This is a genomic window from Dickeya zeae NCPPB 2538 (assembly GCF_000406165.1).
Lineage (GTDB): Bacteria > Pseudomonadota > Gammaproteobacteria > Enterobacterales > Enterobacteriaceae > Dickeya > Dickeya zeae.
In genome coordinates this window covers 1931225-1947731 of sequence record NZ_CM001977.1, presented here as the reverse complement: position 1 = coordinate 1947731, position 16507 = coordinate 1931225, and the positions used below count along the sequence as shown (strand labels likewise).

Here is a 16507-nt window from a genome sequence, read left to right as displayed (position 1 = left end):
TAAGGTGCCGGGATGAGCGAAAAAACCGAAAAACCCACCCCCAAGAAATTGCAGGATGCGCGCAAAAAAGGGGAAGTCGGTCAAAGTCAGGATGTTCCCAAACTGCTGATTAGCTTTGCACTACTGGAGATGATTCTGGCGCTGACCGATAACGGCATGAGCAAACTACAGGCATTAATGCAATTGCCGCTGAGCCGTCTGTCTGACCCGTTCGGCCATGCCACCAATGAAGTGTTCAGCGAAGCGTTATCACTGCTGGGCACCTTCTGCCTGTTGACCATTAGTGTGGCGCTGCTGATGCGTATTGTCGGCGGTTGGATCCAATACGGCCCGCTGTTCGCGGTGGAAGCGCTAAAAATCGATGTCAACCGCCTCAACCCGGTCAACCAAATCAAGCAAATGTTCACGATGCGCAAGCTCACCGACATGCTGACCTCTATTCTGAAGGCAACCACCATCGGATTGGTGTTCTGGCTCGTCGTTATACCGCAGTTGGAGTGGCTGGTGGAGTTAGCCTATGGCGACCTGACCGCCTTCTGGAAAGGTGTGGAGAGTGTACTGAAAAGTGTGGCGCGCACCACCCTGTCTTCACTGCTGGCGCTGGCGATACTCGACTTCGGCTTGCAAAAATACTACTTCCTCAAGCAGCAACGCATGAGTCATGAAGATATTCGTAACGAGTTCAAAAATTCGGAAGGCGACCCCCACATGAAGGGGCATCGCAAATCGGTCGCCCAGGAAATCCTCAACGAACCGGCCAGCCCTCGCGCCAAACCCAACATCGAGGATGCCGACCTGCTGTTGGTTAACCCGACACACTATGCGGTGGCGCTATTCTATCGTCCTGGCAAAACGCCATTACCGCGCATTCTACTCAAGGGGGAAGACGAACAGGCCAAAGCGCTCATCGCCCGCGCGCATCAGGCCAATGTGCCGGTGATCCGCTTTATCTGGCTGGCACGAACTCTGTATCGGGTCCCCGAGGGTCACTACATTCCACGCCATACGTTACAGTCGGTTGCGCAGGTTTATCGGGTATTACGCCAGCTGGATAACGACCTGAGCCAGCAGGAAATCATTGAACTGGATTAACCACGGATGGAGCCATGTTTTTTATTTTACTATTTTGCTTAGACATTTATACCCAAAATAATTCGAGTTGCAGGACGGCGGCAACCGAGCGAATCCCCAGTCACTTATATCAGTAAGTGACTGGGGTGAACGAGGGCAGCCAACACACCTGCAACTTGAAGTATGACGGGTATATTTGGGGTGTATCCCTGCCGATAGCCTATCAGCAGGGATACACGTTAGCGGTCTAAGAAAATAAAATCATATCGCCGCACCGGCTTTTGTGTACCACGGTTGTTGACCTGGACAGTTTCTCAATGTCAGCATCTCGACATGCTGTAATGTTTTTTCTCCCGACGCATTATCAACAATTTTATACACCCTTAAGTATTTCCCTGTTTCTGCGTTTCTGTCCTTGAAATCAATCGTCACGTAATAAAATGAACCCGCTTCAGGCTTAAAGGCAATCACGCTCTCTGACACTAACACATCGGGCGAGAAGAATGACCGGTGATTGTTTTCACCGGTGTAGAGCACCCTGACCGCGATATACCCATTGGCACTCACCCAGAATTCTTGATGCCTATCACTCATTTCATCGACGACTGGCATCCCTATCGATTTTTTACTCAAGCGCATGACAGGAACGAATCCGTTATTTTTTGAGTAGAGATCAATACATGTTTTCGTTTCCGGGTAGACCCGAGTTCTATTATTATTCATATCGAAGGCGATACCGACTCTTTTATCGGCAAGCGAATCTGTTAAATCTTTATTATAATCATTCACAGTAGTCAGAGATGAGCATGCCGTTAATAACAACAAGCCAGCCAACCCCAAATATTTCACCACAATCCATCCCTCCATCCCATATAAACTACCTGACACACTATTGGTGCATTTTTATTCTTAAGTGACGAAAACACGAGATACTCGCAATAAATCGCGTTCTACTTTAACACACCCGTTTTCACCAAAAAATCTGATAACATCAATCAAGACCTGACAACGCTGTCAGCCTCGTCGACACACCGCAGTCAGCCAACCGGTCACCCTAATGATACCGGCCTGTCGAGTGTGTCGTGCCACGGTAAGCTTCCTGTCACTGCACGGCTGCGTAAAGAAAAAGCCATCATCGTCAAAAATCGTTTCAATATAATCCTGCACTTAGGTTAAATATTTGCTATTACAGCAATTATTCTCCTGTTACGGATACAAAGTGCGCTTATGTTCAAGTCGTTTTTTCCCAATCCCAAGTGGTTTTTCTCTTCTGCGCTGATCTGGTCGCTGGTGGCAGTGATCATTTGGTATGGCTGGGGACGCCCGCTGGGTGACAGCCTGCTGCACATCAGCGAGCCGTTGCCGCACGGGGCCGCACGGTTCCTGTCACCCGCTTTTTTGTGGTTTTACGGTTATTACCTGCTGTGCGTTTGCCTTTTCGCGGGGGCCTGGGCGCTATTACGTCCCCATCCCTGGCAACGCTGGTCTATCCTGGGAACCTCACTGATTATTTTCGTCACCTACTTTTCGGTGGAAATCGGCGTGGCGGTAAACGACTGGTATGGCCCTTTTTATGACCTGATCCAAAAAGCGCTCAGTGCCCCTAACGCAGTAACGATTCAGGCGTTTTACAAAGAGTTGCTGATTTTCCTGGGTATTGCGCTAACGGCCGTCACCGTAGGCGTAATGCACCTTTTTTTCGTCAGCCATTATGTCTTTCGCTGGCGTACTGCGATGAATGATTACTACTCTTCGCACTGGCAATCCTTACGCCACATTGAAGGGGCCGCGCAACGTATTCAGGAAGACACCATGCGCTTTGCTTCCACCGTGGAAAGCCTGGGCGTAGATCTGGTGAAATCATTGATGACGTTGATAGCCTTTTTACCGGTGCTGGTCAGCCTTTCATCTCATGTCAAAACCCTGCCGTTGATTGGCGAAGTGCCTTACGGTCTGGTGATTGCCGCGATTGTCTGGTCGCTGGCAGGGACGGGCTTGCTGGCGTTTATCGGCATCAAACTGCCGGGGCTGGAATTTAACAACCAGCGCGTGGAAGCCGCCTATCGTAAAGAGCTGGTCTATGGTGAAGACGACGCTACCCGTGCCACACCGCCGACGGTCAAACAGCTGTTCACCAACGTACGGAAAAACTATTTCCGCCTCTATTTCCACTACACCTATTTCAATATTGCACGGGTGCTCTATCTGCAAACCGACAATGTGTTCGGCATTATCATGCTGCTGCCGTCGATCGTCGCCGGTAGTCTGACACTCGGTCTGATGAACCAGATAACCAACGTGTTCGATCAGGTGCGTAGCTCATTCCAATACCTGATTAACTCGTGGACCACCATCGTCGAGCTGATGTCGATTTATAAACGTCTGCGTAGCTTCGAATCGGTGATTAAAGACGTGCCGATAGTTACCGACGCGGCGGATGCCACGTCCGGCGTCTGATAACCGCGCCCCGGTTCTGTGTAGCCAGTCGGCCAGGCAGCACAGCATCGGGGCTCTCTCACCACAGCCTTTATTCTGCGCCTTTATCCTGCGAATCCCCTTCTCGATCATACCTGAATGCGCATGCCCAATCCCACTTACCGCCGATAGCGAGAGATAGCGCATTATATAGCAGACTGTATAGCGCATATTATCAGTTCCGAATTATTCGGGGTGCATACCCTTCATACTTCAAAATGAGAGTGACAGCCCTCTCCCTGATTATTTTTTTCTTTATCGGAAGAATCACATTATTTTATCGACCAACAACAAAATGAAAAAATATGACTTAGTCAGGCTACTTAAAAATAATTTTTTGAAAAAGAGAGCAGATAAAACCACGATCAATACATCATCTAACTAGTACACGAAAACATTTAACAACCTGCGAACAGAATACCGGTAGAAAAAAACAAAACTGGAATAAGAAACACAAACAACCTATGATTTCATTATGTTAGCAAGTGTTTAACTCTCTAAAAAAATGTGATAAGATTCACACGTTTTTCTCCTCGCGAAAGAAACCCATCTCTGTACTTTATGAAAAAACACGGACGTTAACAGATGGACATTCTCTGTTGATTTGTATTGTCAACACATTTAGCTCTGTAGGAAACCTTGATGGATACAATTATGCATACCTATAACAATCTGAAGGTTGGTATTAAACTGGCAATAGGGTTTGGACTCATTTTAGTTATGTCCGCCTTTATCACGCTATCCGGGGTTAATAATTTTCGTAGTATTGACGCTTACGTCAACAAATCCATTATCAGTAATGACATTAATAATAATCTGAACGATGCCAGACGCGCCCGCCTCAATTTCCAATATACCCATGACTACAGTGCAATGGATAAAGTCGGCGACCTGATGGCAAAAGTAGGCGAGTCACTGAAGCAGACCAACCAGTACACCTGGAGGCCTAGTGCACGTAAGCTACTGGATCAACTCAATACCGCCTATAACGTCTATGTACCAGGACGAGAGGCGCTGATAAACGCCAGCAAGCAGCGTGATGCCGTGGCGCAAAAATTCAACCGGGACAGCAGCGCCAGTGTACTGAGTACACTACGCACCCAATTCAGTGCCAGTACGCAGGCACCGGAGTTACGGCTGGAATTTATCACGCTGTACGAACAGCTTGCAGATATCCGCGATACAGCGCATGAGTTGCTGCTGACACCTTCCGCACAAACTGAATCCAACCTGCGTAAAGCCCTTACCAGCGCACAGGCCGCATTCACTCAAAGCCTGCCGAAATTCAGTACGGAACAACAAAGCTGGTTGAATCAGGCCTGGCGTTTCTTTTCCGCCTATAACGGCTACATTGACGAGTACATGGCTGCTTTCCGTAATGAAAGCGCCGCCACTAGCACGATGAGCGGTGCGGCCGTGATTCTGGATAACGCCTCCAACGATTTATACACCGGTCAGTTAGCGCTGGTCAGCAGCACCACCGCCAGTTCACAGTGGCAATTGTTGCTGACCGGTCTGGTGATTATCGCTATAGGGGTCCTGATGGCCTGGCGTATCACGTTGCAGATTACCCGTCCGCTGCACCAGAGCCTGTCGATAGCTGAACGGATTGCCCAGGGTGACCTGACGGCCTCTATCACCGTTGTTCGCCGCGATGAGCTGGGGATGTTGATGTCCGCAATGGCAGCCATGAACCATAAACTGCGTGAGATGATCGGTGAAATTCGTGAAGGGGTGAGCAACGTGGCGTCGGCCGCATCGGAAATTGCCGCTGGTAACACCGACCTTTCCTCACGTACCGAGCAGCAGTCTGCCGCCGTGGTGGAAACCGCCGCCAGTATGGAGCAGCTAACCTCCACAGTGAAACAGAACGCCGATAATGCGCATCACGCCTCACAGCTGGCTGCCGATGCTTCCGCTAATGCGACCCGCGGCGGTGAAATCGTCACTACCGTGGTGAGCACCATGAATGAAATCGCCGTCAGTTCCCGGCGTATTTCCGAAATCACCTCGGTTATCAACGGCATTGCTTTCCAGACCAATATTCTGGCGCTGAACGCCGCGGTGGAAGCCGCGCGTGCTGGTGAACAGGGCCGGGGCTTCGCCGTGGTAGCAGGCGAAGTGCGCAGTCTGGCCCAGCGTAGTGCGCAGGCCGCTAAAGAGATCGAAACGCTGATCAACGAGTCAGTCACCCGGGTGAACACCGGTTCCACCCAGGTGGAAAACGCCGGTAAGACAATGGATGAAATCATCCGTTCCATCTCCCATGTGCATGACATCATGGATGAGATTGCCTCCGCCTCTGATGAGCAGAGCCGTGGCATCAACCAGATCTCTACCGCTGTCTCCGAAATGGATGCCACCACCCAGCAAAACGCCGCGCTGGTGGAGCAATCTTCCGCAGCGGCCAATTCACTGGAAGAGCAGGCCCAGGTGCTGGAGCACGCGGTGTCGTTTTTCCGGACCAGCCATGACAGTGCTATGGTCTCACCGGCAAGACAACGCAACACAACCAGCACCAAAACGCCATTAATGTTGGGGAAATCAACGACCAAAGCGTCTGCTACGGTGAAACCTTCATCAACCTCAACCAAAGATGACTGGGAGTCGTTCTAATCCGTTTTGATAACAGCGTCGGTTAATTTTTACTACGTTTGATCACGACGATTGTTGGTACACACCACACAGCATGGCAATAAACCGCCATGCTGTGTTTAGATTCTGCTTTCTCCCTGCACTGATTTTCCCACCACGTATTTTTGGCATTAAAATGGTGCTACTCACGACGCAACGTAAAGATTATCACTGCGTATTGTCACGCCCATTATTACTTTTTTAGGTATTCCATTTGAAAATACCCCAAAAAATGGATGAGGCATCAGCCATCAATAATCGATATCTCATTTTTCAGTAATCCATTGATAAAATCACTTTTTAATACTATGTTATAAAAGTGTAGTTATTACATTACCCTCCCCTGTGAGATGCATCAGCCATGAGTTTCGGGCCGTAATCGTCTGCTGATAGAGCGACTCACTCACAGTAACAATGACAGACTAGTGCAGCCATAATAATAAAACACAGCTTCAGCACTGAGGTTCTGAAGCGTTCATTATTGAATTATTCAAATCGGTTTTTTCCTCATCATTTCTCTGGCAAATCAAGAAAGGAAGGACCAATGAATACTGTTTTTGGTGCTTATAACAATTTCAAGGTCGGCGTAAAGCTGGCTCTGGGGTTTGGGCTACTCTTGCTCATGGCCATTATCATCATGCTGTCTGGAATAAATGGCTTTCGTAATATTGACGCCTATTCACAAAAATCGATTATAAGTAATAGCATCAATAGCAATCTGGAAGAGGCCAGACGCGAGCGTCTGCGTTTTCAATATACCCACGATTATGCTGCCCTAAATAAAAATAGCGAATTGCTGAATAAAATAACGCAATTACTGAACACAGCAGAAACGCTGAAATGGGATGCCGATACCCGTATTCTGCTGGATAAAATAACTCAGGCCAGCAAGGAATATAATACGGCACGGGGCAACGTGCTCATCGCCAGCCAAAAACGTGATGCGGTTAGCCAAAAATTATCACAGGGCGCTGTCGGCAATGTTGTGGATACCTTGCGCAGACAATTCGACAGTGCCATGTTGCCACTGGAATTACGGCTGGAGTTTTTATACATCCATGAGGCACTGTCTGGCATTAAAGATGCCGCACATGAGCTGACGTTAGCCCCCTCCGGCGAAAACGAAGCCGCACTTCGCAAGGCACTGGCCACAGCTCAGCACACCCTCACACAGGCTCTGCCACAGTACGATGCAGAACAACAGGCGTGGCTGAATCAGGCCTGGCAGGTGTTCGCCACCTACGACAGAGATGTCAGCCTTTATATGACCGCGTATCAGGAGGAAAACACGGCCTCTCAGCGTATGGCGGATATCGCGCTGGTGCTGAATCAGGCAACGACACAGCTTTATCAGGCACAATTAACCAAGGTTGATGACATTACCCGTCAGTCTCAATACGAGCAGTGGGTTATCGGCCTGGCGATTATCGCCATCGGCGTGTTACTAGCCTGGCGCATCACCTTATTGATTACGCAGCCATTGCGTCAAAGCCTGTCGATGGCCGAGCAGATTGCCCAGGGTGACCTGACCGCCACCATTAGCGTCAACCGGCGCGACGAGCTGGGCCAGTTGATGACGGCAATGAACCAGATGAACCATAAACTGCGCGACATGATAGGACGCATTCGTGAAGGCGTAAATAATGTGGCGTCTGCCGCATCGGAAATCGCGGCCGGTAACACTGATCTCTCCTCACGTACTGAGCAGCAATCTGCCGCCGTGGTGGAAACCGCCGCCAGCATGGAGCAGTTAACCTCCACGGTGAAGCAGAACGCCGATAACGCGCATCACGCCTCACAACTGGCCGCCGACGCCGCCAATAACGCCACTAAAGGCGGTGACATCGTCACCAACGTGGTGAGCACCATGAATGAAATCGCCACCAGTTCCCGGCGTATTTCCGAAATCACTTCGGTTATCAACGGTATCGCTTTCCAGACCAATATTCTGGCGCTGAATGCCGCGGTGGAAGCCGCGCGTGCCGGTGAACAGGGCCGTGGTTTTGCTGTAGTGGCGGGCGAAGTACGCAGTCTGGCCCAGCGCAGCGCGCAGGCCGCCAAAGAGATCGAAAGCCTGATCAACGAGTCAGTCACCCGGGTGAATACCGGTTCCACCCAGGTGGAAAGTGCCGGTAAGACGATGGATGAGATCATTCGTTCTATCTCCCATGTCCATGACATTATGGGAGAAATTGCTTCCGCGTCTGATGAGCAGAGCCGAGGGATTAACCAGATCTCAAGCGCCGTCGCCGAAATGGACGCCACCACCCAGCAAAACGCCGCGCTGGTGGAGCAATCGTCTGCGGCAGCTAACTCACTGGAAGAGCAGGCTCAGGCACTGGAACAGGCGGTGTCGATTTTCCGCCTCGGTGATGGCGACACCCACCGCGTTACCCATCACGCCACCGGCACACTCGGCGCTAAAAAACCGCTGATGCTGGCCACTGCAACGACGGGATCTCATTCGTCTGCTGCAAAAAATGAGTGGGAATCGTTCTAGCCGATAATCCCGGTCTCACTATGGCGGGCGATGCCCGCCTTATGTCATGACTTCCATTTTCCGCCTTGCGCATAAGCTCTGTCATTCTTCGCATTTAATGTCGCACCGATTTCCTGCAATACTGCCTAAGCACGCCTCCACCATGTTAATGATATTAAAGCATTATTTATGAAATTAGCTGATGGTGTACACGGTGTTCACCTTTTATTTATTGATTAATCCAACGCCTGGTTTTATCGGGGGATGGGCAGCGTAGCCAGGCCCACACTGACACGTAACATCCCCGCTGATTCAGGCGCTTAACCATTCACACACGGGGACATTATGACGTTATCTTTTCGCAACATGATTGCCGCGCTGGCGCTGGTCGCCGCACCCTGGCTGGTTCAGGCCGAAACGCCAACCTCCACCTGGCAGCACATCAAACAAACCGGCGAACTGCGTATCGGCGTAGCGCAGGGCGAACCCTGGTATTTCAAGAACGCGGCAACCGGCGAATGGGATGGCATCGGCTATCAGGTTGGTAAGGTGCTGGCGAAAGACCTTGGGGTCAAGCTGGTGGCGGTAGAAACCACCTGGGGCAACGCGGTCGCCGCCCTGCAAACCGGCCAGATCGATACCATGCTGGTACTTGACCCCACTGACGAGCGCAAAAAAGCGGTCGATTTTCCGGAGCAGCCTTTCTTTTGGTATGCCCAGGGGGTACTGGTGCGCGATGGCATCAATGTCACCGACTGGGAAGACCTCAACAGGCCGGATATCAAAATCGGCGTCACGCTGGGCTCCAGCCCGGATTTGCTGCTGACCAAAAATCTGCCGAAAGCGCAACTGGTGCGTTTCCCCAACATGGATGAAGGCGTGGCGGCATTTTATGCCGGTCGGGTAGACGCGTTGTCCTATTTCCATCCAGCGCTGGCGTTGCAACAGGCTAAAGTCGGCAAGGGTAACCTGATCCTGCCAAAACCCATCGTGGCGGTCAGTACCAGCGGCGCTATCCGTAAGGAAAGCGACCCAACCTTCCATCAGTTCCTCAACGACGAATTCGCTAAGCTCTATCAATCCGGCCAGATTCAGCAGTTCTACGAGCAGGCACTGAAAGCCCGCGGCGTGGACATCAGCAAGGTACCGCCAGTGCTCCGCGAAGCGTGGAAATAACCGGCGAAAAGGGAACGTCAACCGGCAAACAGTGGTGCCAGCAGCGCCCTTGCATCCGGCTGGCGCTCCAGACTGAGCAGCGCATCAATCAGGCGCTCGCTCTCGCTATCCCCCAGTCGCCGCGACAGATTGTCGCGGCACTTGCGCACAATCTCTGCGTCTGCCATCGGGTTCTCTTCACACCCCGGCGGATAATCCACTGTCGGCGCGTTCAACCACTGCCCGTCAACGTTCACCCTCACCCGGCTGACAGGCCGCCGCTGTACCGCCATCAACTGTTCCAATTCGTTATCCACCACTAACTCGACCCGCCGGGCAAACGCCAGCAATGTCGCACTCTGCCGCGTGGTCGCGTCGCTCCAGTTCTGTCGGGGAATGCCGTAGGCCAGACAGGCCAACGCCAGCGGTACGCTGAACTGGGCATCGGTTTCGCTCAACACCTGCGTATCGGCGAATTGCGCTACCAACGTTCGGCTACCAATGACCTGAACCTGCGTGATCCGCTCCGGCGACAGCGCCTGCTGCGACAGCAGTTGCTCAAACGCCGCCAGTGCTGTGTGCATCCAACGGCAAACCGGATAGCGTTTGATACTGGCATGGCGCAATCGCCACACGTCCCCCAGTCCATCAACCAGTAGGGAGGCATCACATTGGTCAGAGCCTGCCATGCGCCAGAACCCCTGATCTCCTGCCAGCACATCGCGCGGCCCGATGATACCTTCCCGGTGCAGCAGCACCCCGCGCACCCCGGCTTCCGTCGCCGGTGCGTTGTAATCCTTCAACGCCACCAGCGGCCGCTGCTGCCAGTTGTACTTGTGTAGTCCCGGTAGTGGGGTCAACGATGCCGCCAGCCCGATAGCGTTCTCCAGCCCGGCGGCATCGCAGCCGCAGAGCAGACCGAATGCAACCGCCGCACCGAGCGACTGATGCTGGCACACGCCGTACACCTGCTGAAAACGTTCCGGGCTGGGTTGCTGAGACAGGATCACGCGGCCGTTGATTTCCCAGGCGGCGACCAGCGCACATAACAACTGCGCGCCGGATATGCGCCGTCCGTCCAATGCGGCCAATGCCGCTGCCACCAACGTCGCGCCAGGGTGCCCCATACCACGCCCCTCTCGTTCAAACCCATCGTCATAATCCAGCGCGTTCATCGCCACCGAATTGACAAATGCGGCTCCCAGCGCCGACAGCCCATCCCGGCTTCCCAGCACCGGCGATGTTCCCGCCGCATATTGCTGACGCGCCATGCGTTGCGCTTGCAAAAACACCTCGCTCTCCAACCCGGCGACGCCGCAGCCCAGCGCATCCAGCAGATGCAGCAGGATTTTTCGCCGCCAGACCGCAGGGATCGTCTCTGGCGTAAGCTGGCAGGCAAAGCGGGCCAGCGTCAGGGTTATCGGGGAGGTCGCGTGCAAAGAGGTCATCGGTCCAGATTCCGGTCGGCGTCAGGGATGGCGCTTGATGATAACACCGCATTTTCCAGCTGCTTTATGCCATTTTCGCCACCGTTGAAACCAAAGGTGATAACCCGTCGTTTCATCAACGGATGGATATACCGCTGCATGGCTATCAGGCTGTATGGCTTTACCGCCAAACAGAATTTTATTTCTAAAAATCACATATAGATGGTCAATTATATCATTTTCATGCTGTTATGCCTGAGCTCTACCATGTGCACCTCGTTATGATCCGAGGTGATGACTATGTCTATTCCTACATCCGTGCTCAGCCTGATCGGCAACACTCCGTTGCTGGAGCTGACGCAGTTTGATACCGGCCCTTGCCGGTTATTCGCCAAGCTGGAAAACCAGAATCCCGGCGGCTCGATAAAAGATCGTGTGGCGTTATCCATGATTGAAGCGGCAGAACAGCAGGGAAAACTACGGCCTGGCGGCACGCTGATCGAAGCCACCGCAGGCAATACCGGGTTGGGGCTGGCACTGGTGGCGGCTATCAAAGGCTACCAGCTGATTCTGGTGGTACCGGACAAAATGAGCCGGGAGAAAATCTTCCATCTGCGCGCACTCGGTGTCGATGTACGCCTGACCCGATCTGACGTCGCCAAAGGCCATCCGGACTATTATCAGGACTATGCGCAACGGCTGGCAAACGAGATCCCCGGTGCGTTCTACATCGACCAGTTTAATAATCCTGCCAATCCACAGGCCCACTACCGCACCACCGCGCCGGAATTGTGGCAGCAGATGGAGCATGACATTGACGCGATTGTGGTTGGCGTCGGCTCCGGCGGCACGCTGGGTGGACTGAGTCGTTACTTTGCCGACGTATCACCGAAAACCGAACTGGTACTGGCCGATCCGGCCGGTTCTATCCTGACTGACTATGTACGACAAGGCACAATTGGCGACGCGGGCAGTTGGCTGGTGGAGGGCATTGGCGAGGACTTTCTGCCCGCGCTGGCTAACTTCAGTCAGGTAAAACACGCTTACGCCATTAGCGATCAGGAATCGTTTCAGGCCGCCCGCGAACTGCTACTCAAAGAAGGTGTGCTGGCCGGCTCCTCCAGCGGCACACTGCTGGCGGCGGCGCTACGCTACTGCCGCGCCCAAACTGAACCGCTCCGGGTGGTAACGCTGGTGTGCGACAGTGGCAACAAGTACCTGTCGAAGATGTTCAACGACTACTGGATGATTGAGCAAGGGTTAATTCAACGCCCGCCGCTGGGCGACCTGCGCGATCTGATCACCTATCGCCATAATGAAGGCGCTACTGTGTCTGTCTCCCCTGATGACTCGTTGGCGATCGTGCATGCCCGCATGCGGCTGTACGACATTTCCCAGTTGCCGGTGCTGGAACACGACCGGGTAGTCGGGGTGATTGATGAGTGGGACCTGCTCAACAATCTCAAAGCCAACCCGCGCCATTTCTCGCTGACCGCCCGTGATGCGATGACCGATCAGGTCAACACCCTGCAGAAAGACGCCTCGTTCGATCACCTGCTAACCACGTTCGATCGCGGTCATGTCGCCATCGTTCTGGACGGCCAGCGCTTCCTCGGCCTGATTACCCGCACCGATGTACTCAATCACTGGCGGCATCTGGTGCGCTGACCTTTCTACCGTTTACCACAAGGATTTATCATGAGCCATTTCGACACGCTGACCGTTCACGCTGGTTACACCCCGGACAGCACCGGCGCAGTCATGCCAGCCATTTACGCGACCTCAACCTTTGCCCAGCCTGCTCCAGGCCAGCATACTGGTTACGAATACTCACGCAGCGGCAACCCGACCCGTCACGCGCTGGAAGCCAACATCGCCGCGCTGGAAGGTGGTATTCAGGGCTTTGCCTTCGCGTCCGGACTGGCGGCCAGCGCCACCATACTGGAACTGCTCGATCAGGGTAGCCATATCGTCGCAGTGGATGATATTTACGGCGGCACCTGGCGATTGCTGGATCGGGTGCGCAAGCGCACCGCCGGGCTAAGCGTCACCTATGTCGACCCGGCCGACCTGACCACGCTGGAGCAGGCGATCACCCCGCAGACCCGGATGATCTGGGTAGAAACCCCCACCAATCCGCTGCTGAAGCTGGCGGATCTCCGCGCCATCGCCGAGCTAGCCCAGCGCCACGGCGTGATAAGCGTCGCGGATAACACCTTTGCCTCTCCGGCCTTGCAACGCCCGCTGGAGTTGGGCTTTGACATCGTGGTGCACTCGGCCACCAAATATCTGAACGGCCACTCGGACGTGGTCGCCGGGCTGGCGGTGGTCGGGCGGGACAAGGAACTGGCAGCGCAACTGGCATTTTTGCAAAATGCGGTGGGCGGGGTACTCGATCCGTTCAGCAGCTTCCTGACGCTGCGCGGTATCCGCACGCTGGCGCTGCGCCTGGCACGCCATAGCGACAACGCGCTGACGCTGGCGCGCTGGCTGGAACAACAGCCGCAAGTGGAACAGGTGTACTACCCCGGCCTGCCTTCTCACCCGCAACATGCGCTGGCGCGTCAGCAAATGAGTGCGTTCGGCGGCATGATAAGCGTCAGGCTGCGTGGCGACGCCGAGTACGCCAGCACAGTAATTAAGCGCACCCGGTTGTTTACGCTTGCGGAAAGTCTGGGCGGCGTAGAAAGCCTGATCAGCCAACCCTTCAACATGACCCACGCCTCCTTGCCGCTGGAACAGCGTCTGCACCTCGGCATCACGCCGCAGTTGCTGCGCCTGTCGGTCGGTATCGAAAATGTAGAAGACCTGATTAATGACATCCAACAGGCGTTAACCGGCCAGACGGCGTAATCCCGCGTATCAGGGCTGTCATCGGCAGCCCGATTTTTCTGCCCGCAACTTCAGCGAATTTCCCGCTTTCCTTAGCTAAAAATCGGCTATCAATCCGCTTTTTTAGCATTTACTTATCACATTTTTCGGCTGCTAAGATGCTGAGAATATAAAAAATACCATCGATATAACCATATCGTAGTCGACATCACCATTCGTACGCCATTGGCGTTATCAGGGAAAAACACATGCGTTATCAATGGGATTTTTCCGCCCTGCCACACTGGTGGCCGTTGCTGCTGGACGGGTTATGGGGAACAGTCCGCATCGGCTTTACCAGCATTCTCATCGGGATGCTGGCAGGTGTGCTGCTGGCCACGATGAAACTGTCGTCCACCCGGCTGTGGCGCTTGCCCGCTCACCTGTTCATCGGCTTTTACCGCAACACGCCCGCTATCGTGCATTTTTTCTGGATTTACTACGCACTGCCGGTCATCAGTCCGCTGACCCTGTCGCCGTTCGCCGCGGCGGTAACCGCCCTGTCGGCGCAGTCGGCCGCGTTTTACGCCGAAGTCTACCGCGGCGGCATCCTGTCGATTGCTGAGGGGCAGTGGGAAGGGGCCAAAGCGCTCGGTATGTCGCGCCCACTGGCGCTGCGCCGCGTTATCCTGCCGCAGGCGTTGCGACGCATGATCCCACCGCTGATTGAGCGCTCGTTCGAGTTGATCAAATCCACCTCGCTGGCGTCATCACTGGCTTACGGCGAGCTGTTGTATCAGGCGATGCAGATCAACAGCCAGAGCTTCCGCCCACTGGAAATTTACAGCCTGGCAGCGCTGCTCTATTTCACGCTGCTGTTTGTCCTTAGCTTGCTGAGCCAGTACGCCGAGCGGCGACTGTCCTACACCCGTGTACAGTGAGGTCGCCGATGCACTATCAATGGAACTTTGGCTTTATCTGGCAACAGTTGCCGGTCCTGTTGCGCGGGCTGGGCGTCACGCTGGAATTGTGGCTGCTGGCGGGCATCGGCGGCACCCTGCTCGGCCTGGCGCTGGGCATCACCCGCACCGCACGCCGCCGCGCCGTCCGTCTGCCGGTAATGGCGTTCGTCGAACTGTTTCGCAATACGCCGGTGCTAATCCAACTGATCTGGTTTTACTACGCCCTGCCGGTGCTGACCGGCCTACAGCTCAGCACCTTTGGCGCGGCGGTGCTGGCACTGACACTCTACACCGCCGCTTACAGCACCGAAATCTTCCGCGCTGGTCTGCAATCGATGGAGCAAAGCCAGTGGGAAGGAGCCAAAGCGCTCGGTATGTCTTATCCGCTGGCGCTACGCCGCGTGATCCTGCCGCAAGTGTTGCAGCGCATGTTGCCCGCGCTGACCAATCGATTGATCGAGTTGGCGAAGGTCACCTCGCTGGCGTCGATGCTGGCGGTCAATGAGCTGATGTATCAGGGGCGGCTGCTCAGCAGCGACACGTACCGCCCGCTTGAGATCCTCACCGTGGTGGCGCTGTTCTACTTTGTGCTGATTTGGCCCGGCAGCTATCTGGCCGCACGGCTGGAGCGGCGCTGGCGTTCCCCTTTATCAACCCGGTAGCTTTTTATCAACCCGGTAATTCTTATTAACCCGGTAACCACCTATGACTGATTCACAGGATATCGTTTTACGGCTGCGCGGGCTGACCAAAGCATTTCACGGTCAGCCGGTGCTAAAAGGCATCGACCTGGATGTACGACGCGGGGAGAAAATCGCTATTATCGGCGGCAGCGGCTCTGGCAAAAGTACCTTACTGCGCTGCCTGAATTTCATGGAAGTGCCGAGCGGCGGCACTATCGAACTGGACGGAGACGTGCTGGGGCACCCTATGCCGGACGGTACGCGGCGCTACCCAGAAAAGCAATTGTGCGCGGTGCGCCAGCGTGTCGGCATGGTGTTCCAGCAGTTCAACCTGTTTCCTCATCAGAGCGTGCTGCAAAACGTGCAGGAAGCCCTGCTGTCGGTAAAAAAACTACCGCGTACCGAAGCCGACGTCATCGCCCGTCGGCAACTGGAGAAAGTCGGGCTGGCGGACAAGCTTAACGCCCGCCCCAGTAATCTGTCCGGCGGCCAGCAACAGCGGGTGGCGATTGCCCGTGCGCTGGCGATGGAACCGGAGATCATGCTATTTGACGAGCCCACCTCGTCGCTCGACCCGGAACTGGTGGGCGAAGTGCTGCATACCATTCGCGCCCTGGCGGACGAGGGCCGTACTTTATTGCTGGTGACCCACGAACTGGGGTTCGCCTGGCACTTCGCTGACCGGGTTATCTTCATCGCCGACGGCGTTATTCACGAAATGGGAAGCGCCGAGCAGGTACTGCGCCATCCTCAACAACCCCGTACGCAGGCGTTTCTGGCCCGCTTCGCCGAACGTGCGTTTTAAGGAGT

12 protein-coding genes are annotated in these 16507 nt (G+C 54.3%); 10 read left to right on the top strand and 2 right to left on the bottom strand.

Annotation, left to right across the window (positions count from 1 at the left end; all coding sequences use genetic code 11):
- Positions 1 to 12: 12 nt before the first annotated feature.
- Entirely contained in the window at positions 13 to 1092 is a 1080-nt protein-coding gene (sctU, locus tag DZE2538_RS08485) for a type III secretion system export apparatus subunit SctU (protein WP_038913866.1), read from the top strand.
- Between the two features lie 240 nt (positions 1093 to 1332).
- Here sctU and DZE2538_RS08480 read toward each other — a convergent pair whose 3' ends face one another.
- The gene (locus DZE2538_RS08480; RefSeq protein ID WP_019845509.1) at positions 1333 to 1938 is read right to left on the bottom strand and encodes a hypothetical protein; all 606 of its coding nucleotides are present in this window, start codon (positions 1936 to 1938) and stop codon (positions 1333 to 1335) included.
- Between the two features lie 360 nt (positions 1939 to 2298).
- Here DZE2538_RS08480 and sbmA point away from each other — a divergent pair, with 360 nt between their 5' ends.
- The 4 genes from sbmA (at position 2299) to DZE2538_RS08460 (ending at position 9835) form a co-directional block, all read left to right on the top strand.
- The gene (gene sbmA / locus DZE2538_RS08475) at positions 2299 to 3528 is read left to right on the top strand and encodes a peptide antibiotic transporter SbmA (protein ID WP_038916093.1); all 1230 of its coding nucleotides are present in this window, start codon (positions 2299 to 2301) and stop codon (positions 3526 to 3528) included.
- A gap of 660 nt (positions 3529 to 4188) precedes the next feature.
- Entirely contained in the window at positions 4189 to 6162 is a 1974-nt protein-coding gene (locus DZE2538_RS08470) for a methyl-accepting chemotaxis protein (protein ID WP_038916092.1), read from the top strand.
- A gap of 562 nt (positions 6163 to 6724) precedes the next feature.
- Complete coding sequence (locus DZE2538_RS08465) at positions 6725 to 8680, top strand: methyl-accepting chemotaxis protein (protein WP_038916090.1); 1956 nt, start codon at positions 6725 to 6727, stop codon at positions 8678 to 8680.
- Between the two features lie 345 nt (positions 8681 to 9025).
- Positions 9026 to 9835 carry a transporter substrate-binding domain-containing protein gene (locus DZE2538_RS08460; protein ID WP_413464262.1) on the top strand — a complete coding sequence of 270 codons (810 nt, stop codon included), beginning with the start codon at positions 9026 to 9028 and terminating at the stop codon, positions 9833 to 9835.
- 17 nt (positions 9836 to 9852) lie between these two features.
- On the opposite strand, the gene DZE2538_RS08455 is transcribed toward DZE2538_RS08460, so the two are convergent.
- A complete protein-coding gene (locus tag DZE2538_RS08455; RefSeq protein ID WP_038916089.1) occupies positions 9853 to 11262 on the bottom strand; it encodes an MmgE/PrpD family protein in 1410 nt (469 codons plus the stop codon).
- Positions 11263 to 11541: 279 nt separating this feature from the next.
- On the opposite strand from DZE2538_RS08455, the gene DZE2538_RS08450 reads away from it, so the two are divergent.
- From DZE2538_RS08450 to DZE2538_RS08430, 5 genes are all read left to right on the top strand, one after another.
- Entirely contained in the window at positions 11542 to 12909 is a 1368-nt protein-coding gene (locus tag DZE2538_RS08450) for a pyridoxal-phosphate dependent enzyme (RefSeq protein WP_038916088.1), read from the top strand.
- A gap of 30 nt (positions 12910 to 12939) precedes the next feature.
- A complete protein-coding gene (locus DZE2538_RS08445) occupies positions 12940 to 14094 on the top strand; it encodes a trans-sulfuration enzyme family protein (protein WP_019845952.1) in 1155 nt (384 codons plus the stop codon).
- A gap of 227 nt (positions 14095 to 14321) precedes the next feature.
- Positions 14322 to 14993, top strand: a complete 672-nt coding sequence (locus DZE2538_RS08440) for an amino acid ABC transporter permease (RefSeq protein ID WP_038904190.1) — start codon at positions 14322 to 14324, stop codon at positions 14991 to 14993.
- A gap of 8 nt (positions 14994 to 15001) precedes the next feature.
- Positions 15002 to 15676 carry an amino acid ABC transporter permease gene (locus DZE2538_RS08435; protein ID WP_012884550.1) on the top strand — a complete coding sequence of 225 codons (675 nt, stop codon included), beginning with the start codon at positions 15002 to 15004 and terminating at the stop codon, positions 15674 to 15676.
- Between the two features lie 43 nt (positions 15677 to 15719).
- Complete coding sequence (locus tag DZE2538_RS08430) at positions 15720 to 16502, top strand: amino acid ABC transporter ATP-binding protein (RefSeq protein WP_038913857.1); 783 nt, start codon at positions 15720 to 15722, stop codon at positions 16500 to 16502.
- Positions 16503 to 16507: the final 5 nt, after the last annotated feature.

What these genes read in the sequence shown, in the direction of transcription:
- sctU (WP_038913866.1), top strand. Translation starts at nt 13, where the DNA reads ATGAGCGAAAAAACCGAAAAACCCACCCCCAAGAAATTGCAGGATGCG.
- DZE2538_RS08480 (WP_019845509.1), bottom strand. Translation starts at nt 1,938, where the DNA reads ATGGAGGGATGGATTGTGGTGAAATATTTGGGGTTGGCTGGCTTGTTG.
- sbmA (WP_038916093.1), top strand. Translation starts at nt 2,299, where the DNA reads ATGTTCAAGTCGTTTTTTCCCAATCCCAAGTGGTTTTTCTCTTCTGCG.
- DZE2538_RS08470 (WP_038916092.1), top strand. Translation starts at nt 4,189, where the DNA reads ATGGATACAATTATGCATACCTATAACAATCTGAAGGTTGGTATTAAA.
- DZE2538_RS08465 (WP_038916090.1), top strand. Translation starts at nt 6,725, where the DNA reads ATGAATACTGTTTTTGGTGCTTATAACAATTTCAAGGTCGGCGTAAAG.
- DZE2538_RS08460 (WP_413464262.1), top strand. Translation starts at nt 9,026, where the DNA reads ATGATTGCCGCGCTGGCGCTGGTCGCCGCACCCTGGCTGGTTCAGGCC.
- DZE2538_RS08455 (WP_038916089.1), bottom strand. Translation starts at nt 11,262, where the DNA reads ATGACCTCTTTGCACGCGACCTCCCCGATAACCCTGACGCTGGCCCGC.
- DZE2538_RS08450 (WP_038916088.1), top strand. Translation starts at nt 11,542, where the DNA reads ATGTCTATTCCTACATCCGTGCTCAGCCTGATCGGCAACACTCCGTTG.
- DZE2538_RS08445 (WP_019845952.1), top strand. Translation starts at nt 12,940, where the DNA reads ATGAGCCATTTCGACACGCTGACCGTTCACGCTGGTTACACCCCGGAC.
- DZE2538_RS08440 (WP_038904190.1), top strand. Translation starts at nt 14,322, where the DNA reads ATGCGTTATCAATGGGATTTTTCCGCCCTGCCACACTGGTGGCCGTTG.
- DZE2538_RS08435 (WP_012884550.1), top strand. Translation starts at nt 15,002, where the DNA reads ATGCACTATCAATGGAACTTTGGCTTTATCTGGCAACAGTTGCCGGTC.
- DZE2538_RS08430 (WP_038913857.1), top strand. Translation starts at nt 15,720, where the DNA reads ATGACTGATTCACAGGATATCGTTTTACGGCTGCGCGGGCTGACCAAA.